At 59.5% G+C, this 19,140-nt stretch carries 23 protein-coding genes; 10 read left to right on the top strand and 13 right to left on the bottom strand.

All coding sequences use genetic code 11. The features are described from left to right. Positions 1–5 precede the first annotated feature (5 nt). Complete coding sequence (mlaE, locus tag AB5Y67_RS16850) at positions 6–785, bottom strand: lipid asymmetry maintenance ABC transporter permease subunit MlaE (protein ID WP_005336345.1); 780 nt, start codon at positions 783–785, stop codon at positions 6–8. Continuing rightward, positions 785–1,585, bottom strand: coding sequence for a phospholipid ABC transporter ATP-binding protein MlaF (gene mlaF / locus AB5Y67_RS16845; RefSeq protein ID WP_005336343.1), 801 nt, complete (start codon positions 1,583–1,585; stop codon positions 785–787). Before mlaF ends, mlaE begins: the two co-directional genes overlap by 1 nt. A gap of 207 nt (positions 1,586–1,792) precedes the next feature. Here mlaF and AB5Y67_RS16840 point away from each other — a divergent pair, with 207 nt between their 5' ends. The 10 genes from AB5Y67_RS16840 to npr all read left to right on the top strand — a co-directional run bounded on the left by AB5Y67_RS16840 (position 1,793) and on the right by npr (position 8,609). Then, positions 1,793–2,788 carry a KpsF/GutQ family sugar-phosphate isomerase gene (locus AB5Y67_RS16840; protein WP_058057518.1) on the top strand — a complete coding sequence of 332 codons (996 nt, stop codon included), beginning with the start codon at positions 1,793–1,795 and terminating at the stop codon, positions 2,786–2,788. After that, positions 2,788–3,342 carry a 3-deoxy-manno-octulosonate-8-phosphatase KdsC gene (gene kdsC / locus AB5Y67_RS16835; RefSeq protein ID WP_047438734.1) on the top strand — a complete coding sequence of 185 codons (555 nt, stop codon included), beginning with the start codon at positions 2,788–2,790 and terminating at the stop codon, positions 3,340–3,342. Before AB5Y67_RS16840 ends, kdsC begins: the two co-directional genes overlap by 1 nt. Beyond that, positions 3,339–3,899: an LPS export ABC transporter periplasmic protein LptC gene (gene lptC, locus AB5Y67_RS16830; protein ID WP_005336338.1), complete on the top strand. Its 561-nt coding sequence runs from the start codon at positions 3,339–3,341 to the stop codon at positions 3,897–3,899. Before kdsC ends, lptC begins: the two co-directional genes overlap by 4 nt. After that, a complete protein-coding gene (gene lptA, locus AB5Y67_RS16825) occupies positions 3,886–4,413 on the top strand; it encodes a lipopolysaccharide transport periplasmic protein LptA (protein ID WP_040068817.1) in 528 nt (175 codons plus the stop codon). Before lptC ends, lptA begins: the two co-directional genes overlap by 14 nt. A gap of 3 nt (positions 4,414–4,416) precedes the next feature. Further along, positions 4,417–5,142, top strand: a complete 726-nt coding sequence (lptB, locus tag AB5Y67_RS16820; protein WP_005336333.1) for an LPS export ABC transporter ATP-binding protein — start codon at positions 4,417–4,419, stop codon at positions 5,140–5,142. A gap of 65 nt (positions 5,143–5,207) precedes the next feature. Continuing rightward, a complete protein-coding gene (locus AB5Y67_RS16815; RefSeq protein WP_005336331.1) occupies positions 5,208–6,647 on the top strand; it encodes an RNA polymerase factor sigma-54 in 1,440 nt (479 codons plus the stop codon). A 20-nt stretch (positions 6,648–6,667) separates the two neighbouring features. Then, complete coding sequence (gene hpf, locus AB5Y67_RS16810) at positions 6,668–6,955, top strand: ribosome hibernation promoting factor (protein ID WP_005336323.1); 288 nt, start codon at positions 6,668–6,670, stop codon at positions 6,953–6,955. A 2-nt stretch (positions 6,956–6,957) separates the two neighbouring features. After that, positions 6,958–7,404, top strand: a complete 447-nt coding sequence (gene ptsN / locus AB5Y67_RS16805) for a PTS IIA-like nitrogen regulatory protein PtsN (protein ID WP_005336322.1) — start codon at positions 6,958–6,960, stop codon at positions 7,402–7,404. A 45-nt stretch (positions 7,405–7,449) separates the two neighbouring features. Then, on the top strand, positions 7,450–8,316 hold the full coding sequence (rapZ, locus tag AB5Y67_RS16800) for an RNase adapter RapZ (protein WP_040068818.1): 867 nt from the start codon (positions 7,450–7,452) through the stop codon (positions 8,314–8,316). 20 nt (positions 8,317–8,336) lie between these two features. Then, positions 8,337–8,609 (top strand): PTS phosphocarrier protein NPr, encoded by a 273-nt coding sequence (gene npr, locus AB5Y67_RS16795; RefSeq protein WP_005336318.1) that lies wholly within the window; start codon positions 8,337–8,339, stop codon positions 8,607–8,609. A 17-nt stretch (positions 8,610–8,626) separates the two neighbouring features. Here the strand turns inward: npr and AB5Y67_RS16790 are convergent, their stop codons facing one another. The 11 genes from AB5Y67_RS16790 to AB5Y67_RS16740 form a co-directional block, all read right to left on the bottom strand. Further along, positions 8,627–10,531, bottom strand: coding sequence for a PTS sugar transporter subunit IIA (locus tag AB5Y67_RS16790; protein WP_325793975.1), 1,905 nt, complete (start codon positions 10,529–10,531; stop codon positions 8,627–8,629). A 106-nt stretch (positions 10,532–10,637) separates the two neighbouring features. After that, positions 10,638–11,378, bottom strand: coding sequence for a KDGP aldolase family protein (locus tag AB5Y67_RS16785; protein WP_199427822.1), 741 nt, complete (start codon positions 11,376–11,378; stop codon positions 10,638–10,640). Further along, positions 11,378–12,493, bottom strand: coding sequence for a DgaE family pyridoxal phosphate-dependent ammonia lyase (locus AB5Y67_RS16780; protein ID WP_199427823.1), 1,116 nt, complete (start codon positions 12,491–12,493; stop codon positions 11,378–11,380). The genes AB5Y67_RS16785 and AB5Y67_RS16780 overlap by 1 nt, the downstream gene beginning before the upstream one ends. Further along, positions 12,477–13,616 (bottom strand): amidohydrolase/deacetylase family metallohydrolase, encoded by a 1,140-nt coding sequence (locus tag AB5Y67_RS16775; protein WP_199427824.1) that lies wholly within the window; start codon positions 13,614–13,616, stop codon positions 12,477–12,479. Before AB5Y67_RS16775 ends, AB5Y67_RS16780 begins: the two co-directional genes overlap by 17 nt. Positions 13,617–13,658: 42 nt before the next feature. Next, positions 13,659–14,309, bottom strand: coding sequence for a DUF4310 family protein (locus tag AB5Y67_RS16770; protein ID WP_005341755.1), 651 nt, complete (start codon positions 14,307–14,309; stop codon positions 13,659–13,661). Between the two features lie 11 nt (positions 14,310–14,320). Next, the gene (locus tag AB5Y67_RS16765; protein WP_005341754.1) at positions 14,321–15,097 is read right to left on the bottom strand and encodes a DUF4311 domain-containing protein; all 777 of its coding nucleotides are present in this window, start codon (positions 15,095–15,097) and stop codon (positions 14,321–14,323) included. A 39-nt stretch (positions 15,098–15,136) separates the two neighbouring features. Beyond that, on the bottom strand, positions 15,137–15,433 hold the full coding sequence (locus tag AB5Y67_RS16760) for a DUF4312 family protein (RefSeq protein ID WP_019444839.1): 297 nt from the start codon (positions 15,431–15,433) through the stop codon (positions 15,137–15,139). Next, positions 15,433–15,798, bottom strand: a complete 366-nt coding sequence (locus tag AB5Y67_RS16755) for an SFCGS family glycine-rich protein (protein ID WP_005355141.1) — start codon at positions 15,796–15,798, stop codon at positions 15,433–15,435. Before AB5Y67_RS16755 ends, AB5Y67_RS16760 begins: the two co-directional genes overlap by 1 nt. Positions 15,799–15,815: 17 nt before the next feature. Beyond that, a complete protein-coding gene (locus AB5Y67_RS16750) occupies positions 15,816–16,175 on the bottom strand; it encodes a transcriptional regulator (RefSeq protein WP_199427825.1) in 360 nt (119 codons plus the stop codon). Positions 16,176–16,489: 314 nt separating this feature from the next. After that, the gene (gene degS, locus AB5Y67_RS16745) at positions 16,490–17,617 is read right to left on the bottom strand and encodes an outer membrane-stress sensor serine endopeptidase DegS (RefSeq protein ID WP_325793974.1); all 1,128 of its coding nucleotides are present in this window, start codon (positions 17,615–17,617) and stop codon (positions 16,490–16,492) included. Between the two features lie 109 nt (positions 17,618–17,726). Beyond that, a complete protein-coding gene (locus tag AB5Y67_RS16740; RefSeq protein ID WP_005336295.1) occupies positions 17,727–19,088 on the bottom strand; it encodes a Do family serine endopeptidase in 1,362 nt (453 codons plus the stop codon). Positions 19,089–19,140 lie beyond the last annotated feature (52 nt).

Raw genomic sequence — 19,140 nt, 5'->3', positions numbered from 1 at the left:
TTACCTTATCCAAACATGACTGCAGTGAGTATAAAATCCAGGCCGAGCACGGCGAGGGATGAGTGGACCACGGTACGGGTCGTGGCCTGACTGATCCCGGCCGAGGTCGGCTTGGCATCATAGCCGTTAAAGAGCGCAATCCAGGTGACCACCAGGGCGAAAATCAGGCTCTTGATGGCGCCCTGCATGATGTCTTCATGCCAGTCGACGGAGGCCTGCATGGCAGACCAGAAGCCCCCTTCGTCCACGCCGAGCCAGTCCACACCAACCAGCTTGCCGCCGAAGATGCCGATCAGGCTGAACATAAAGGCCAGCAGCGGCATGCTGATGACGCCAGCCCAGAAGCGGGGGGCAACCACCCGGCGCAGTGGGTCGACCGCCATCATCTCTAGGCTTGAAAGTTGCTCGGTGGCCTTCATCAGGCCGATTTCAGCGGTCAGGGCCGAACCGGCACGGCCGGCAAACAGCAGCGCCGTGACCACAGGACCCAGCTCCCGCAGCAGGGAGAGGGAGACCAGCGGCCCCAGGCTCTGCTCGGCGCCGAAATCCTTCAATACGTTGTAACCCTGCAGCGAGAGCACCATGCCGATGAACAGGCCGGAGACCAGAATGATGGCCACCGACTGTACGCCCACCACATACAACTGCTGGACAAGCAGCGGGAAGTGCTTGCGCGGTTCGGGTTTGCCCGCCAGCGCATGGAACAACATGATAGTGGCGCGACCGACGGAGCTGATAAACCGCACTCCGACCCGCCCCAGCTTGCTTATTTGACTTATCAACATCAGAGATCCTGTAGCAGATCGCCTGCCGGAAAATGAAACGGAACAGGACCATCGGGCAATCCTTTGAGGAACTGCTCGACTTCGGGATTGTGCTCCTCGCGCAGCTGATCCGGCGTGCCGTGCGCCACCACCTTGCGATTGGCAATTATGTAGGCGTAATCGGCGATGCTCAGCACCTCTTTCACGTCGTGGGTGACGATGACTGAGGTGATGCCAAGAGCATCGTTCAGCTCCTTGATCAGCTTGACCAGCACCGCCATGGTGATGGGATCCTGCCCGACAAACGGCTCGTCATACATGATGAGGTCGGGGTCAAGGGCGATGGCCCGTGCCAGCGCCGCCCGGCGCGCCATGCCGCCGGAGAGCTCGGAGGGCATCAGTTTCGCCGCGCCGCGCAACCCCACCGCCTGCAGCTTCATCATGACGATGGTGTGGATCAGCTCCTCCGGCAGGCCGGAGTGCTCTCGCAGCGGGAAGGCCACGTTGTCGTAGACCGTCATGCCGGTAAACAGGGCGCCGCTCTGGAACAGCATGCTCATCCGCTTGCGCACTTCATAGAGGCGCGAACGGGAGAGTGTGGGGATATCTTCCCCGTCAAACAGAATGTGACCGGACTCCGGCTTGAGCTGGCCACCGATCAGCCGCAGCAGGGTGGTTTTACCGATGCCGCTCGGGCCCATGACGGCGGTCACCTTGCCACGAGGAATGGTCAGGTTGATCCCGTCATACAACAGCCGATCTCCGTGACTGAAGGTCAGGTCGGAGATGGTGATCAGGTCATTGTTCAAACAATTGTCCATCCGGTGTAAATGAGGTGCGAATTTTATGGGGTAGTCTAGGTCTAAGCAACAGCAAGGAACAACTATTGAACAGGCTGCAAGCCCATTTGCACGACAGTTTTCTGTAACAAAGTGCGTCATTGAGAGCGGGACTTGCCATCCGATTCGCTTATCCGGGCAGACTTTTTTATAATCCCGCAGCTAATTTCGGCCCGGAGCTGTGTCTTTATGTCTGTAAAGCCTGAGAAAGTGTCTGAACTGTTCGATTTTCGTCGCAGTGCCCGCGCGGTGCTGGACACAGAAAAGCAAGCCATTGATGGACTCTATCAGTATCTGAATGACGCCTTCGACAAGGCGTGCGAAATGGTGCTGCGCTGCGGTGGCAAGATAGTGGTCACCGGCATGGGCAAATCGGGCCATATCGGCAGCAAGATCGCCGCCACCCTCGCCAGCACCGGCACACCGGCCTTCTTCCTTCACCCGGGAGAAGCGAGTCACGGCGATCTGGGGATGATCTCCAGTGGCGACCTTATCATCGCTATCTCCAACTCCGGCGAGAGCGACGAAATCCTGGCTCTGTTGCCGGTACTCAAGCGCCGCGGCATTCCGCTCATCTGCATGACCGGTAATCCCGCCTCCACCATGGCCAAAGAGGCCAATGTGCACCTGTGCATCAAGGTGGAGAAAGAGGCCTGCCCGCTGGGTCTGGCACCCACTTCCAGCACCACGGCAACCCTGGTAATGGGCGATGCCCTGGCGGTCGCCCTGCTGGAAGCGCGCGGTTTTACCGCCGATGACTTCGCCCTCTCTCACCCGGGCGGGTCGCTCGGCAAGCGTCTGTTGCTGCGGGTCGGCGATCTGATGCACAGCGGCGAGCTGTTGCCCCGGGTGGGGATAGATGCCACCATCAGCCAGGCGCTGCTGGAAGTGAGCCGCAAGGGGCTCGGTATGACGGCTGTGGTCGATGGCAATGGCCTGCTGGCCGGGCTCTTTACCGATGGCGATCTACGCCGCATTCTTGACCAGCAGATCGATATCCATCACACCCCCATCAGCCGTGTGATGACGGCCAACTGTGTTACCGTAGGTCCAGAGATGATGGCTGCGGAAGCGGTCAAGCTGATGGAAACGAGAAAAATCAACGGATTACTGGTAGTGGATGAAGAGAAACGCCCGCTCGGCGCCTTCAACATGCACGACCTGCTGAAAGCCGGAGTCATTTGATGCAAAACGTACCGACCCTCTATGGTCCGGTGACGCGCAGCCAGTTCGACAAGGCGGCGCAAATCCGCCTGCTGGTGTGCGATGTGGACGGGGTGCTCTCCAACGGCCTCATCTACATGGGAAACAACGGCGAAGAGCTGAAAACCTTCTGCACCCGCGATGGTGCGGGCATGCGAGCACTGCTCAATGCCGGGATCGAGATCGCCATCATCACCGGGCGCAACTCCCGTATCGTCAGCGATCGGATGAAAAGCCTGGGGGTGGCTCATGTGGTGCAGGGGGCTGATAAAAAGCTGCCTCACTTCGAAGCGCTGCTGGCCAAGCTGGGGCTGACTGCTGAACAGGCCGCCTATATGGGCGATGACACCATCGATCTGCCGGTGATGGCCGCCTGTGGCTTGGGTATCGCGGTGGCCGATGCCCATCCGCTGGTGCTGAGCCGTGCCGATATGGTGACTCGGCTTGGCGGTGGCATGGGCGCGGTGCGCGAGGTGTGTGACCTCATTTTGCAGGCGCAGGGCCACGACGATTATCAGCCCGAGGCCTCGGTATGAGCAGACAGACCCTGTTGTTTGCCCTGCTGTTTCTGGTCGCGCTGGTTGCCTGGCAGTTGGGCAAGGTTGAGCTGGTGCCTGAGAGCGCCGTCAAAATCGAAAACTATCAGCCGGATTTTGTCGCCAAAGATCTGGTGACCACCCGTTTCGATATCAACGGCAAGCGCACCGAGCGGCTGGAGTCGACCTACGCCGAGTATTATCAAATCCTCGAGCAGGCCACCTTCGACAAGCCGGTGGTCTACATGTATGACGATCAGGGTGCCGCCGAGTGGAAGGTGACCGCCGAAACCGGCGTGCTCAACACCGGCGACAACGTCATCCTGCGGGACAAGGTGCATCTGGATGGTCTGCTGCCCACCTCTTTCATCTCCACACTGGATACCCCCTATCTGGAGCTGGATCTGGTGACACAGGATGTGCGCAGCAACCGGGAAGTGAACATTCTGGGTCGGGATTTCCAGACCCAAGGGGTTGGCCTCAAGGGCCATCTGGACCGCAAATATTTTGAGTTACTGGATCAAGGCCATGCCATCTATTTCAATGAAAAACGCTAATCTGGCCCTCGCAGCCCTGTTGTTGTGTGGTGCGGTGACCGCCAAAGAGTCCGATTTTGCCGAGAAGGTCTACGTCGATGCCGTCAAACAGGTGGCCGAGATGCAGGACAACCGCATCACCTTCGAAGAGGATGTGACCATCAATCAGGGCACCATCCGGATCAAGGCTGACAAGGTGGTAGTGACCCGTTCCGGTGAGAAAGGAGCCGAGGTGATGACTGCCTACGGTAAGCCCGCCACCTTCTTCCAGATCCTGGATAACGGCAAGCCGGTCAATGCACACGGCAATACCATCCGCTACGAGCTGAAGAACCGGCTGGTGACTATCACCGGCAACGGTCAGCTCAAGCAGGAAGATAGCCAGGTCAATGGCGATCTGATCCGCTACGACATCGTCAAACAGAAGATGATTGCCGAGAGCAAGAGCCCGAGCCAGCGGGTCAAAACCGTGTTCCTGCCGGATCAGGTAGAGAATTTCGACAAGCCCGCCGACCAGAAGAAGCAGGGAAAATAAGCCATGGCAGTGTTAAAAGCAGTGGGCCTGCAGAAGAGCTACAAGCGCCGCATGGTGGTGAGTGACGTCAGCCTTGAAGTGGGCACCGGCCAGATTGTCGGCCTGCTCGGCCCCAACGGGGCGGGCAAGACCACCTCCTTCTACATGATCGTGGGGCTGGTGCAGCGCGATGCCGGTCTCATCACCATCGACGATCAGGACATCAGCCTGCAGCCCATGCATGTGCGGGCGCGCAATGGCATCGGTTACCTGCCGCAGGAGGCCTCAATCTTCCGTCGCCTGTCGGTGTTCGACAACCTGATGGGAGTGATGCAGACCCGCAAGGGGTTGAGTCGCGAGGAGCGTGAGGACAAAGTTCAGCAACTGCTGGAAGAGTTCAATATCACCCACATTCGCGACAACCTGGGGCAGAGCCTCTCCGGCGGTGAGCGCCGTCGGGTCGAGATCGCCCGTGCGCTGGCGGCCGAGCCGCGTTTTATTCTGCTGGATGAACCCTTTGCAGGGGTTGACCCGATTTCTGTGATAGACATCAAGAAGATCATTCAGCATCTGAAAGATAGGGGCCTTGGCGTCTTGATTACCGACCACAACGTCAGAGAGACTCTGGACGTATGTGAGAAGGCCTATATCGTCAGCCACGGCAAGATGATTGCCGAAGGTGCACCGGCTGACATCCTTGCCGATGAGCAGGTCAAGCGCGTCTATTTGGGCGATCAATTCAGTCTATAGTAAGGGGGCATGCCTTCATTTCCTTTGACGAGTGCCTCGCTGAACATAAGGATATCCCGACGTAGATGAAGCCGACATTACAGTTGCGTCTCGGTCAGTCCCTGACCATGACGCCGCAATTACAACAAGCGATTCGTCTGCTCCAGCTCTCCACTCTGGAACTTCAGCAGGAAATTCAGCAAGCGCTCGAAAACAACCCTCTGCTGGAGCAGGAAGAGAGCGAGGCGCAAGAGACCAGTCCGGAAGCGCCGGTCGATGCCAGCCAGCTGGATTCCAGCGATGCCATGGCCCAGGAGCAGATGCCAGACGAGTTGCCGGTGGATACCACCTGGGACGAGGTTTACTCTGCCGGCACCGCCCAGAGTGCGGGCCCCATCCACGATGGGGAAGATAGCGTCTATCAAGGAGAGACCACCGAAAACCTGCAGGATTATCTGCTGTGGCAGATGCGGCTCACACCGTTCAGCGATGTGGATGCCGCCATCGCGCTCGCCATAATCGATGCCATCGACGAATCCGGTTATCTGACCGTTGCGCTGGAGGATATCCAGGCTGCCGTCACCAGTGATGACGTAGAGGTGGAACTCGATGAGGTCGAGGCGGTACTCAAGCGGGTTCAGCACTTCGATCCGGTCGGTATTGCTGCCCGTTCTGTGCAGGAGTGTTTGCTGATCCAGCTGGATCAGTATGACCCGCAGACCCCCTGGCTCAACGAGGCCAAGGAGGTGATCCTCGAGCACATGGAGCTGCTCGGCAACCGGGATTACCGCACCCTCGCCCGCAAGACAAAACTCAAAGAGAGCGACCTCAAGGAGGTGCTGGATTTGATCCAGCTGCTGGAGCCGCGTCCCGGCAACGGCATCATCCAGAGCGACTCCCAGTACGTGATCCCCGACGTCTCCGTGGTCAAGAAGGGCAGCAAGTGGGTGGTCGAGCTCAATCCCGACTCCGCCCCCCGCATCCGGGTCAACGAGACCTATGCCGCCATGGCACGCAACGCCCGCAGCAGCACCGACACCCAGTTTATCCGCTCCCATTTGCAGGAAGCCAAGTGGTTCATCAAGAGCCTGGAAAGTCGCAATGACACCCTGCTGAAAGTGGCCAGTTGCATTGTCGAGCAGCAACAGGGCTTTTTCGAGTATGGTGAAGAGGCGATGAAGCCCATGGTGCTCAATGACATCGCCGAAGCGGTGGAGATGCATGAGTCGACCATCTCCCGGGTGACGACCCAGAAGTACATGCATACCCCCCGTGGTATCTTCGAATTGAAGTTTTTTTTCTCCAGCCATGTGAACACCGAAGGAGGAGGAGAGTGCTCATCGACCGCAATTCGCGCGCTCATCAAGAAGCTGGTCACGGCAGAGAATCCTGCCAAGCCGTTAAGTGATAGCAAGATCGCGGATTTGCTGGCCGAACAGGGTATTATGGTGGCGAGACGCACGATCGCTAAGTATCGCGAATCCTTGTTTATCCCACCTTCCAATCAGCGCAAACGCCTGGTTTAGGCAAACAAAAGGATGATGTTATGCAAATTAACCTGACCGGACACCATGTCGAGATCACCGAAGCTCTGCGTGATTATGTGAATAACAAATTTGCCAAACTCGAGCGTCACTTCGACCACATCAACAATGTTCATGTGGTGCTTAGCGTGGAAAAACTGAACCAGATAGCGGAAGCCAAATTGCACGTCAGCGGTGGCGAAGTGTTTGCCAACTCTGAACATGCCGATATGTATGCTGCGATAGACACCTTGCTCGACAAGCTGGACAGGCAGATCATCAAGCACAAAGATAAGTTAAATAAAAAATAACCATGCAACTTGAACACATACTGAGTCGGGACTGCACAAAGAGTGCAGTCCCTTGTACCAGCAAGAAACGCGCCCTCGAAATCATCAGCGAGCTGGCCGCCGAACGCCTTGGCACCTCCCGTCAGGCGCTGTTTGAATGCTTGCTGGCCCGCGAAAAAATGGGTAGTACCGGGATCGGTGCCGGTATTGCGATCCCCCACGGTCGCATTGACGATGAGTTCCCGCCAACCGCGATCCTGATGACCTTTGCCGACCCTATTCCTTTCGACTCCATCGACAATCAACCGGTTGACCTGCTGTTTGCCTTGCTGGTGCCGGAAAGCGAGTGCAAGCAGCATCTCAAGACCCTTTCTCTGATGGCTTCCAAGCTGGGTGACAAGGCGGTTTGCCGCCAGTTGCGTCAGGCAACCAGCGACGAAGAGCTCTATCAGATCATGACCTCGGCCTGACAGCAGGCCAAGGATGAGACACCCGTTTTGGCGTGAGGGAACAAGATGCAGTTAATCGTGGTAAGTGGACGTTCGGGCTCCGGTAAAACGGTAGCCCTGCGAGTGCTGGAAGATCTGGGTTACTACTGTGTGGACAACCTGCCGGTCAATCTGCTGCCCCAGCTGATTGTCTCGGTGGAGAGCCAGTATGACAAGCTGGCGGTCAGCATCGACGTGCGCAACCTGCCGAGCGATCCGGAGAAACTGGAAAATCTGCTGGCTCAGGTGCGCAATGAGGGGCGGGTTGAGTTCTCCAGCTTCTTCTTCGACGCCGACAACGGCACCCTGCTCAAGCGCTATGGCGAGAGCCGCCGTTTGCACCCCCTCTCACGCAACAAGCTGTCGCTGGATGAGGCGATTCGGGAGGAGACCCACCTGCTGGCGCCACTCTCCTCGACTGCTGACCTGCGCATCGACACCACCACCCTCAGCATTCATGACCTGAGCGAGCTCATCAAGACCCGGGTTCTCGGCAAGAAAGAGAACGAGCTGGTGCTGGTGTTCGAGTCGTTCGGCTTCAAGTACGGCATTCCCAAGGATGCTGACTTTGTGTTCGATGCCCGCTTCCTGCCCAATCCGCACTGGATCCCCGAGCTCAAGCCGTTCACTGGTAAGGATGAGCCGGTCGCCAACTACCTCTCGGCGCAGGCTGACGTAATGCTGTTTACCCAGCAGATCGAGAACATGCTGGTGACCTGGTTGCCCCATCTGGAGCGCAACAATCGCAGCTACCTCACGGTCGGCATCGGTTGCACCGGCGGTCAGCACCGCTCGGTCTTTATTGCAGAGCGGCTGGCCAGTGCATTCCGTTTGCTCGGCAAGAACGTGCAGATCCGCCACCGCACTCTCGACAAGAGTGCCCCCCAATCCTGACGGACCAATAGGACGACCCGATGACTGTTTCCGCCTCGGTTGAAGTGAAAAACAAGCTGGGTATTCATGCCAGACCAGCCATGATGCTGTTCGAGCTGGTGCAGGGTTTCGATGCTCACGTGCTGCTGCGCAATGAAGATGGTGTGGAGGCCGATGCTGATAGCATCATCGGCCTGCTGATGCTGGATTCGGCGCAAGGGCGGCAGGTGGAAGTGCAGGTTGAGGGGCCCGAAGAGGTCGAGGCCCTGGCCGCCGTGGTGGAGCTGTTCACCTCCGGCTTCAATGAGGAGTAGTCACTCCTCGTTATATGTTATGAACCGGTACGCGCCAGCGCTTTGAAGCTGGCAAAATCCCGACAAGCCAGCAGATTCCTGCTGGCTTTTTCGTTCATCAGTGCCAGAAACAGGTCGTAGAGACCCATCGCCTCCTCGTAGTCGGCCTTGCTGATGGCCAGCACGAAGATGAGCGTCGCGATTTCCCCGTTGCCCCAGTCGATCCCCTGCGGTGCCAGTACGGTGTACACCAGAGTGCGGCGCGCCAGCAGACCGAGAGAGTGGGGCAGGGCGATCCCTTCTCCCAGCATGGTGGAGACGATCCGCTCCCGCTCCTGCAGTGAGGCTCTGAAGCCGCTCTCCACCAGGTCTTCCGCCTCCAGCTGATCACAGATACGGGCAAACAGTTCGGCCTGGCTGAGGGGGCCGTTGACCACCATGAAGTGGTCGGCATCGAAATATTTGTCGAGCATGTAGGGGCGGGTGCGGTCGATCAGCACCAGCTTGCCAAGCTGCTCCAGCTGGTATTGGGTCGGGAAGGGGGCAACGAGTACCACGGGGGCGTTTTTTTCGTTCACCTTGACGGTACTGATGACAAAGTCCTGCGCGATCTGCGCCAGACCTTCGTAATCCCGCACCGACTCAAGCGTGGTCAGCTGCAACTGGGGATACTCCCGCTTGATGCGTGCTTCCAGCACTCGGAAGGTGGCGTTGCCCGCATCGCAAAGCAATAGCGCCTGCGGGCGGCGGGTATAGCCGATGTCGTAATGGCGCTCCAGCCCGACCCCGATATGGATCACCAGATAGCCGATCTCGTGATGGGTCAGTCGGTAGGGGGTCTGCTTGATCCACTCCGAAATGGCCGCCAGCGTGATGTCGTAGGCGAGGGGGTAGTACTGCTTGATATGATCGGCCAGCGGGTTGTGGTTGCCAATCTGGTATTTGACCCGTAGCAGCATGGCGCTGATATGGGTTTGTAGGTCGGCCCGCAGCTGTTGGTCGCCTCGCAGGTCGTAAGGGTAGTGTTGATGAATGTAGGCCAGCAGATGCTCCACCAGCTGTTCGCTCTCGGCGGCCATCGCCGGGCTGAGCTGGGGAGTATCGGCAATCAGGCGCGCCTGGATTTGGATGGCGAGACCGGCGATCTCGTCCTCTACGGGGGGCGTCAGGGTGGGCAATACCGCATATATATCGCGAGATACTGCCAGCAGCGGCAGAGTCAGATCCTCGCTGGCGAAGTGGCGCAACTCGTGACCGGATGCCTGACGCAGCAGGGCAACGGCGCAGTAGATGGCGAGCTGCTGCAAGCTCTCGTCAGCGAGACGCAGCTGATGTCGGGCAAGCTGGGCATGGATGTGATTGCCCACTACCTCCATCGTCTTGCTGGGGCAAAGGTTGGGCAACAGAGTTTGCAACTGGTTGTTGTGCAGCAACTCCTGATAGAGCAGTTGGGTCAAACAGGCACGGATCGCCGTCTCCTCCCCCTGAATGCGCATCCCCAGGCGGGGTTTGCTCTCAACGCTGAGCCTGAAGTGGCTGAGCTGCTCGCGGACTTCCGCCATATCCCCCTGCAGTGCCGCCCGGCTCAGATACCAGGTATCAGCCAGCTCATCGAGCTTGATCCCCTGCTCTGCCGTCAATAGCAGGATCTGCAGGTGCAGCACCCGCTCCCGGCTGGTGCGTGGCAGGCCGCTATCCTGACCCTGGGCCGCCAGCAGAGCGTCGAACAGTCCCTGATTGTAGATTTTCAGCTGGTAGCCGCTGCCACGCTGGTGGATCAGGTGAGCGCCGTGGGTGGCAATCAGTTCGTTGAGGGTCGCCACATCGGTGCGCACCGTGCGGGTGGAGACATTGAGGCGGCGAGCCAGCTCCTCCTGTGGCAGTGGTTCGGCATGGAGCTGGATCAGCAGTTGATGGAGCCTGGGGTGGGGCAGCTTGATCATAGGGGGTATGCAAGACTCCTGTTGCGAGATAAAGGGTCGATGTTAACAAGTGGGTCATCAACAAGCCAGGCACCGGTCAGTGATTGAACCGGCGCCGTGACTGCCATCAGGCCAACAGTCGTTTCACTATGGCCAGCAGAGCGCGCACATCCTCGGGGCGAGTGTGCCCGTTCGTGTTATCTATGATGGAACTGTAGACGTGCGGGATCACCTTCTCGACTCCGGCGTCCAGCGCAATCCGGACTATCTCCTCGAAGTTCTCCAGATCGATGCCGCCGGTGGGCTCCAGCCAGAAGCCGTGGCGGGCACAAGCCTCGGCCACTGCCTGATACTCGTCGCGGCAGGCCAGCCCACCCATGGGGAAGAACTTGACCGAGCTGCCGCCCATGTCCTTGAGCAGGGCAATGGCGGTATCGATGGGCACTATGCCATCGGGCTGCCCGGCGCTGAGTGGACCGGTGGAGATCTTCACCATGCCCGGCATGCCGGTAGGGGAGATCAGCCCGTTGACCAGTGTCTCTGACTGGCCGAGCAGCGCCCGGCTGGCGCCGACACCGGTGAACACCTGATTGACGTGCTGGGGCTGCAGCTCGCAGGCCAGTTCGGCCACCATGGCGGATTGACGCGGATCACCGGCCCCCAGACCGATGGAGAGGGCGTTATCGATAAGCTTGGCGTACTCCTTCATATCGGCAACTGCGGAGGGAATATCCGGGTAGTTTTTGGAGAGCACGCCGACCAGCACGTGGCCTTCGGCTGCGTCGTATACCTCGACGGCATTCTCCTTGGAACCTGCCAGCACGTTGAGACAGACCCGATCACGGTAGTAGTTGGGGGTAAGGGACATCAGCGATTCTCCTGAACGAGGTTGGCAATGGCGGAGTGGATTTGGTCGAGCTGGGGCACGGTGACGCTGCGCACATCGATCTCGATGTGCCCCTCGTTGGCCTTGTAGCCGCGGCAGTAGATGGCAGGCGTGCCCTGTTGCAGACGGCTGACGACCTGCACTGTGGTCATGCCGATCTTTTGGTGGTCAAAAGCGATATCGGTGCGGGCAATGTCGCGTCCTGCGCTGTCCCATACCACCTTGGCGGTGACGCCGGGCAGCTGGTTGAGGCGCTCGATAAAGGGGCTCATCTTGGCGACCATGGCGGCTCCGCTCTCTTTCTCTTTGGCCAGATAGCGCTCGATGGCGTGGGTCAGGCCGAGGATACCCTCCTTGCCCACCTTCATGGCGCGACCGATACCATTGGCCTGCTGTTTGACCCACTCCACGTACTGACGCTTGCCGAGCACCAGCCCGCTGGTGGGCCCTTCAATGGCCTTGGCGCCGCTGTAGATGACCAAGTCCGCACCCTGGTTGTAGTAGAGGCGCAGATCCTCTTCGGCAGCCGCATCGACGATGAGCGGGAGCCCGTGGGTCTTGGCGACCTCGGCGGCCTCGGCCACCGACAGAATGCTCTTCTGCACGCAGTGGTGGGACTTGATATAGAGGATCGCAGCGGTGTTGGCATTGATGGCGGCTGCCAGCTGGGAAGGGGAGCACTCGTTGGCGTAACCGGCTTCCACTACTTTGCCGCCACCCAGATTGACCATGGTACCGACCGGGGCGCCGAAGTTGACGTTATGCCCCTTGGGCAGCACGATTTCACTCGGCACGTCATGGTGATGGGCATGCAGGTGCTCGAGACGGTAGGGATCGCCGCGCACTATCATGGCGGCGACTGACTGGGCGATGCCGGCGCTGGCACAGGAGACCACCACAGCATCTTCCACATCCAGTAAACCAGCCAGATAGGCGCCGGTCTTGTTGACCAGATCCTTGACCTCGAAGTAGTGGCCCAGGCCAAAATTGACCGCATCGACCACCTCCTGCTCGGGGGTGGAGACGCCGAGAATGGTCATGCGCCCGGAGGCGTTGATCACCGGTTTGAGCTGATATTTCTCATAAACAGAAGGCATGGTGTGATTTCCCATAGTGAGTCAGAACCAGTTCGCCACCGACCAGGGCGGCGAGAGGCTGCAGTTGTTGGTCACCGCTGCGGGACTGGGCTTCGGTATCCATAAACAGGGTCGGGCCGCTGGCGACCTCGAACAGGGTCAGATCGGCATCGGTGCCCACCTCGAGCCGCCCCTTGCCGGACAGGTGCAGGGCATCGGCCGCTTGATGGGTGACACAGGCGAGCACCTGCTCCAGCGTCATGCCGATGGCGAGAAACTTCGACATCACGTGAGCCAGACTGTAGACCGGCCCCTTGATGCGGTTCTTGCAGTAGATGTCGGAGCTGATGGTGCGGGGCAGGATCCCCTGTCGGATAGCCAGCTCCGCCACCTCGAAGCTGAAGCTGGCGCCGCCGTGGCCGATGTCGAGCAACAGGCCCCGTTTCATCGCCTCGCGCACCGCGACCCGCAGCTCGCCAGCCGGAGTCAGGATGCGGTTCGGTTTGCCATTGAAGCAGTGGGTCAGCAGATCGCCATCCCCCAGCAGGGCAACTATCTCGTCCAGATCCGGCGGCGTGTTGCCCACGTGCACCATCAGCGGTAGCTGGCCGTGGGTCTGTTGCAGGGCCTTGGCTATGCGCAGCGGTTGCAGACCGTTTTCTCCGACCACGCTGCCGCTCATCCGCGCCTTGATGCCGACAATAAAGTCGGGGTGGCGGCGAATGGCTGCCGAGGCAAGATCCATATCCAGATCCCGGCTATCAGCCAGTTCGTTCTGGCGCAGCAGGCCGATACGGGAGAGATTGAGCAGGGCATGCACCCGGGTCTTGCAGCCCGCAGCGATCTGCTGGAAGTCATCCACATCGTCGGCTCCGGTGCTGCCGGCGTCGATGACGGTGGTGACGCCGGACTCTACGCCCACCTTGTCCGGCTCATCGTGATAGATGGGGGAGGCGGGGTAGCAGTGGGTGTGGCCATCGATCCAGCCAGCGCTCACATGCACCCGGCCGCCGAGATCCAGGATCTGCCGCGCCGTTGCCATCTCCGGCAGGGAGCCGATGGCGGCGATTTTGCCCTCCCTGATGGCGATATCGACGAGCTGGCCATCTCCCTGGCGCCCGGCTCTGATGATCATGTCGTACATGCTGATAACCTCTGGCGAGCCGCCCCGCAGGGCGGCTGGTACTTACACAAGGGCGACCGGGAAGAAGGTACCCAGCAGCATGGCTCCCAGGATGGCACCGCCGGTGATGGGCTTGCCCCATACGTAGAACAGCAGCGCACCCAGCAGGGAACCGATACCGATGGGAATGGAGGCGCCCATGGCGGAGAGGATGATGAGGGGGCCGAGGAAGCGGCCAGAGCTGTTGCCAGCACCCATCATCACGTCAGCACCGTAAGTGGAGTTGCTCTGGTTGATGGTGAACTTGCGCGCCAGAATGATGATGTAGCCGATGGCCAGACCAATCCCCATACCGGTTGCCAGCGAGGCACCGAAGTTTTCCACCGGATAGACGATGCCGGCTCCCAGCAGCAGGGCTGGCACTCCGAGGCCGACCCCGGTCTGGATGGCTCCGCCGATATCCAGGATCCCCACCAGGGATCCCTCGATGATGCGGGCGAACAGGAAGCTGGCACCGAACGCGGCCACCGCGCCGTAGGCACCCGTGTCCATTCCGGCTTTCAGCATGGCGACGAAGGCTACCTCGTTGAAGGCACCAACCCCGTACAGATAGAACATGTGGGTACCGGCAAAGACCCCGGCCGAGAGCAGGCCGACGAAGATGGGGAAGGACCAGTCGGCATACCAGAAGTTGTTTTTCAATTTCTCATCCATGGTGTGACCCCTTATTTGCCGCTCAGCAGGTTATGGACGTTTTCCAGCCATAGGGGGACGCCCATATGGAAGGATTCAATCAGTTTCATGTCGAAGCCGCGGAAGAAGCCGCTCAGCACGAACAGCAGGACGATGGCTGCCATCATCACCTTGGTGACATGGTTCCAACCGCTCTCTTCCACACCCTTGCCGATCAGGATGCCGAGCACCAGACCCGGTACCGCGTTACCCATGATGAGCTGTGCCAGACCGCCGAAGATGGTGGCCCAGAAACCGGATTTCTTGCCCGCCTCGATGGCTGCGAGCCAGAAGATCACCGGCATGACGGTGTTGACCAGCAGGTTGGCGGCCGGTACCAGCACCTTGACCGCAGTGACCTGCAGGGCGGCCGGGACGGCTGCGGCCGTGCTGTTGAGGAAGGCAACCACGATGGCACCTATGATGCCGCCAGCGATGGCCATCTTTTTCGGGTCGTGCAGAGTGGTGGCGAGATCCCGATTTTTGAACAGCAGTGCCGCCGTGGCCCAGTGCGGGATGATGCGGTGATCCACATCCTGGGTGAAGGCGCCGGCCGCCACGGTCGAGGCCCAGGCGTTGAAGAAGAAGCCCAGACCAAACGAGAAGTGAGAAGCGGGATCCCCCTCGCAGGAGTTAAGTTCGCCCAGGGTGCGGAAGGCACCCATACCCTGTACGGTCGGGGCGTGGAACATCCGCGCCGCGCCGGCCCCCACCCCGACGCCAACCAGGCCGCCAATGATGAGTGACTTGATAAAAATGATTAGAAACATCCAACGTATCCTTCTTGTGGGGTTGTGCCTGCGCAGGCATCACACCTGGGTGAATGTCACCTTGGCGACATCCAGACTGGTGACCTGAACCTTGATCTCCAGCTGGACGCGGTATTCGCGGCGCTGGCGCGGCAGGAAGAAGAACAGGAACTTCTCCACCCGGACCGACTCCTCGGCTTTGAGCACCTGTACATCGACCGGCTCAATGCGCAGCAGTACCTGCTGGTTGTCCTTGAGCAGTGTGGGTTGCACCTGGCTGAGGGCGGAGGCAAACGCCTGCTGGCGGGTCGTCCCCTTGCCGTTGACGATGACCTGGGTGGTGAAGTTCTCTTTCATCAGGCGCGTCCGTGCTTCTTGGCGAAGGCTTCGACCAGCTTCTGGCCCAGCTCTTCCTTGTCCATGAAACCGAAGCCCAGCACCACGCACCCTTCGTTGATGGCGGTGACGCCCTCTTCAACAGAGCGCATGCCGTAGCGGCACTTGTAGCCGTATTTGGTCTGGGCGGTGATCGCCCCGGCGCCGCCGCTGCCGCAGAAGGAGATGCCGAGATCCGCCTGCTCCTTGTTCATCACGTCGCCGAGCTTCATGTCAGCGGCCATGCCGGGGATGATGGTCACGTTGGCCCCGGCAGCTTCCGCGCCTGCCCCCACTTTCTGACCCTTGCCGAGACGATCTCCGATTACGAGTTTGATGGCTGTCATATCGATTTCTCCTTGAGTTACGGGTTCTGCACCGAGCTGAGTTCGTTTTCTTTGGCGACTTCAAAATGGACGGACAAGAGGTGTGCCTCCTCATAAGCAAGCTGATCCAGCCAGCTGACGACCTGTTCGGCGAGACGCAGTGAGAGGGGGGAGATCTCTTCAAACAGGCTGAGGTCAACTTCTGGCAGGGGCTCGCCGCTGTGGGAGCGCCACACCATGGCTTTGACATGGGAGGCCAGCATCTGCCGTTGCACCTCGTTGGGGATGATGCCCTGTTCGACCAGCAGGGGATAAATGCGCGCGAGGATATGATCGGTCTGGCGCAGCAACTCCGGGCTGTTCGGGGTCAGGGTCTGGTCGTGAGTCTCTGTTTGCAATGTCTGCTCTCCAAGGCTGGCAGAAGGTATGGCGTTACCCTAAGCCTGCGCGTCGATGTGGAGGAGGCAGTGTTTTTCCGATTCGAAGCGGAAATTCCTGAGGAAATGGCCCCGAAGTGATCGTTTGGATACTGAAAAGGTAAAAAGAGTGCTTATTGAAGCTGGTTTTGTGTGATCGGTAGCGCACAAATCGGGGGGCGGGGGCAGGGCAAGCGTTGCGGGAAACTGTGAGTCATCTCACGGTAAGAGACGTTGCCGAGAGGGCAGATATGGAAAAGGGCGGTTTCCCGCCCTTCTCATTAAAAGGAGTGACGCTAGCTGGCTGACGCGGCGCTCGAGCTGCTGGCCATCCGCTTCTGGTAGCGCAGGTCTTCTTCTATGGTGACCACCACTTCCAGCGGCTTGCCGGAGCGGAATACCGAGATGGTCAGCTTGGTGCCGGGGCGGCTCTCGACAATCTTGTCCATGGCGCTGCGTACGCCACTGATGGCCTCTCCGTTGATCTTGAGCAGCACATCTCCTCGCTGCAGGCCACCTTTGGCCGCCGGGCCGTTGGGATCCAGACTCTCTACCACCAGACCACGCAGGTCGCCGAGGTTCATCATCCGCGCGACTATGGGGTTGATCTCGACGCTGGAGATCCCGAGGTAGCCGCGGATCACCCGGCCGTTGGCGATCAGCTCATCCATGATCCGTTTTGCCAGCCGGTAGGGGATGGCGAAGCTGATACCGTAGCTCTCCTGATTGCCGTTGAGGTGATAGGTGGCGGTGTTGATCCCCACCAGATCGCCACGGCCGTTGACCAGCGCGCCACCCGAGTTGCCCTCGTTGATGGCGGCATCGGTCTGCAGCAGATCCTGACGGCCATTGCTGTCAGGTCCCATGCTGGAGAGGCCGGTACGGCCGGTCGCACTGATGATGCCCTGGGTGATGGTCTGGCCGACGTTGTACGGGTTGCCGATGGCGAGCACCACATCCCCCACTTCTGGCAGTCGCTCGGGATCCTGCGGGATCACTGGCAGGTTGTCTGACTCGATATAGAGCACGGCGAGGTCGGTGAGCTGATCGGTACCGACCAGCTCGGCGCTGAAGACCCGACCATCCTGCAATGCGACGATGATCTGGTCGGCATCGGCGATGACGTGGTAGTTGGTCAGTACATAGCCGCGCTGGTTCATGATGACGCCGGAACCCAGCCCTTGCGGGCGCAGTTCCCCCTGATTGCCCTGATTGGGGGCAAAGCTGCGGGTGTAGATGTTGACGACGGCGGGGCCTGCCCGATGGGCGGCATAGGAGAAACTCAGTTCACGGGCATTGGTGATGATGCCGGGCAGTTGGGCACCACCGCGAAAATGGGGAAACAGCAGCAACAGCAGCGCCGCGACGGTCAATCCAAAACCAACAGACTTGCCCAAGTAACTGACTAAAGAGGGGATTTTCATGTCATTCTCATCCGTACAGGCTGCGCGCAGAGAATAACACTATCGATGGATAAAAATCACCCGCGGTGAAGGCCGCGGGTGATAGAGGGGTTGGCGAACAACTTGAGCGTTAGCGGATCACCAGATAGAGCGAGGAGTCGCCGCGCTGGATGTTGAGTGCCAGCACGTCAGGCTTGTTCTTGAGCGCCTTGGTCAGCTCGCCCAAGGTGTTGATGCGCAGGCGGTTGACCCCGATGATGATGTCGCCCTTCTGCAGGCCGGAAGCGGCTGCCGGAGAGCGAGGATCAATATCGGCCACCGCGACACCGGAGACCGGGTCGGTGGTGGTGCTCAGCTTGGCCCCTTCCAGTGCCGGATGCAGCGCGCTGGCGCGTACTTCGCTGTCATCGGCCTGCTTCAGAGTCACTTTGGCAGTTTGTGACTTGCCATCGCGGATCAGCCCCAGTTCGACCTGCTTGCCAGCGCCCATGGTGGCAATCTTGGCGCGCAGCTCGCCGAAGGAGCGAACCGGTTTGCCATCGATGCTGACGATGATATCGCCGGCCTTGATACCCGCCTTGTCGGCCGCCGAATCCGGCATGACCTGATTGACGAAGGCACCATCCTTCTTGTTGTAACCGAAGGTCTTGGCGATGTCGGAGGTGAGCTCGGTGCCGGTAATACCCAGCTGGCCGCGACGCACTTCACCGTACTTGACGATCTGCTCGGTCAGGTCCCGCACCATGTTGGAAGGGATGGCGAAGCCGATGCCGATGTTGCCGCCGTTCGGGCCCAGAATCGCGGTGTTGATACCGATCAGCTCGCCACGCAGGTTGAGCAGGGCACCGCCGGAGTTACCGGAGTTGATGGCCGCATCGGTCTGGATGAAGTTCTCCAGATTCTCGATGTTGAGGCCGCTGCGACCCAGCGCACTGACAATACCGGAGGTGACGGTCTGGCCCAGACCAAACGGGTTGCCTATGGCCAGCGCATAGTCACCTACCCGCAGCTCGTCGGAGTCGGCGAACTTGATCTGCACCAGATCCTCGGCCTTGATTTGCAGCAGGGCGATGTCGGACTGCTTGTCTTCACCGATCTTCTTGGCTGCGTACTCACGACCATCCTTCAGATTGACTTTGATCTCGTCCGCCTCGTGAACCACATGGGCGTTGGTGATCACGTAACCCTTCTTGGCATCGACGATGACACCGGAGCCGAGCGCCTGGAATGGCTGCTCGCTCACCTGTTCATCGGGCATGTTGGGGCCGAAGAAGAACTTGAACTGTTCCGGCAGACGCTGACGGGTAATTTTTTTGCCAGAAACCGAGATATTGACCACCGCCGGGGTGACCTGTTCGAGAACAGGCGCCAGGCTTGGCATCTCCTGATTTGAACCTAACAGGGAAGGCAGTGCAGCCTGAGCAGGGGCCGCAGACATGGCGATACCGACACTGAGGGCTAGCACACTGAGCATGGAAAGAGGTTTACGCATATGAAAAACAGCTCCCAGAAAAAGTTGCATTGCAATCGTCAAGGTCAGACCA

The organism is Aeromonas sp. s12 (assembly GCF_040907925.1).
GTDB classification, from domain to species: Bacteria; Pseudomonadota; Gammaproteobacteria; order Enterobacterales; family Aeromonadaceae; genus Aeromonas; species Aeromonas veronii.
This window is presented reverse-complemented; position numbering and strand designations above follow the sequence as displayed.

Excerpts from the sequence above, each read along its gene's own strand:
- mlaE (WP_005336345.1), bottom strand. The coding sequence starts at position 785 with ATGTTGATAAGTCAAATAAGCAAGCTGGGGCGGGTCGGAGTGCGGTTT.
- mlaF (WP_005336343.1), bottom strand. The coding sequence starts at position 1,585 with ATGGACAATTGTTTGAACAATGACCTGATCACCATCTCCGACCTGACC.
- AB5Y67_RS16840 (WP_058057518.1), top strand. The coding sequence starts at position 1,793 with ATGTCTGTAAAGCCTGAGAAAGTGTCTGAACTGTTCGATTTTCGTCGC.
- kdsC (WP_047438734.1), top strand. The coding sequence starts at position 2,788 with ATGCAAAACGTACCGACCCTCTATGGTCCGGTGACGCGCAGCCAGTTC.
- lptC (WP_005336338.1), top strand. The coding sequence starts at position 3,339 with ATGAGCAGACAGACCCTGTTGTTTGCCCTGCTGTTTCTGGTCGCGCTG.
- lptA (WP_040068817.1), top strand. The coding sequence starts at position 3,886 with ATGAAAAACGCTAATCTGGCCCTCGCAGCCCTGTTGTTGTGTGGTGCG.
- lptB (WP_005336333.1), top strand. The coding sequence starts at position 4,417 with ATGGCAGTGTTAAAAGCAGTGGGCCTGCAGAAGAGCTACAAGCGCCGC.
- AB5Y67_RS16815 (WP_005336331.1), top strand. The coding sequence starts at position 5,208 with ATGAAGCCGACATTACAGTTGCGTCTCGGTCAGTCCCTGACCATGACG.
- hpf (WP_005336323.1), top strand. The coding sequence starts at position 6,668 with ATGCAAATTAACCTGACCGGACACCATGTCGAGATCACCGAAGCTCTG.
- ptsN (WP_005336322.1), top strand. The coding sequence starts at position 6,958 with ATGCAACTTGAACACATACTGAGTCGGGACTGCACAAAGAGTGCAGTC.
- rapZ (WP_040068818.1), top strand. The coding sequence starts at position 7,450 with ATGCAGTTAATCGTGGTAAGTGGACGTTCGGGCTCCGGTAAAACGGTA.
- npr (WP_005336318.1), top strand. The coding sequence starts at position 8,337 with ATGACTGTTTCCGCCTCGGTTGAAGTGAAAAACAAGCTGGGTATTCAT.
- AB5Y67_RS16790 (WP_325793975.1), bottom strand. The coding sequence starts at position 10,531 with ATGATCAAGCTGCCCCACCCCAGGCTCCATCAACTGCTGATCCAGCTC.
- AB5Y67_RS16785 (WP_199427822.1), bottom strand. The coding sequence starts at position 11,378 with ATGTCCCTTACCCCCAACTACTACCGTGATCGGGTCTGTCTCAACGTG.
- AB5Y67_RS16780 (WP_199427823.1), bottom strand. The coding sequence starts at position 12,493 with ATGCCTTCTGTTTATGAGAAATATCAGCTCAAACCGGTGATCAACGCC.
- AB5Y67_RS16775 (WP_199427824.1), bottom strand. The coding sequence starts at position 13,616 with ATGTACGACATGATCATCAGAGCCGGGCGCCAGGGAGATGGCCAGCTC.
- AB5Y67_RS16770 (WP_005341755.1), bottom strand. The coding sequence starts at position 14,309 with ATGGATGAGAAATTGAAAAACAACTTCTGGTATGCCGACTGGTCCTTC.
- AB5Y67_RS16765 (WP_005341754.1), bottom strand. The coding sequence starts at position 15,097 with ATGTTTCTAATCATTTTTATCAAGTCACTCATCATTGGCGGCCTGGTT.
- AB5Y67_RS16760 (WP_019444839.1), bottom strand. The coding sequence starts at position 15,433 with ATGAAAGAGAACTTCACCACCCAGGTCATCGTCAACGGCAAGGGGACG.
- AB5Y67_RS16755 (WP_005355141.1), bottom strand. The coding sequence starts at position 15,798 with ATGACAGCCATCAAACTCGTAATCGGAGATCGTCTCGGCAAGGGTCAG.
- degS (WP_325793974.1), bottom strand. The coding sequence starts at position 17,617 with ATGAAAATCCCCTCTTTAGTCAGTTACTTGGGCAAGTCTGTTGGTTTT.
- AB5Y67_RS16740 (WP_005336295.1), bottom strand. The coding sequence starts at position 19,088 with ATGCGTAAACCTCTTTCCATGCTCAGTGTGCTAGCCCTCAGTGTCGGT.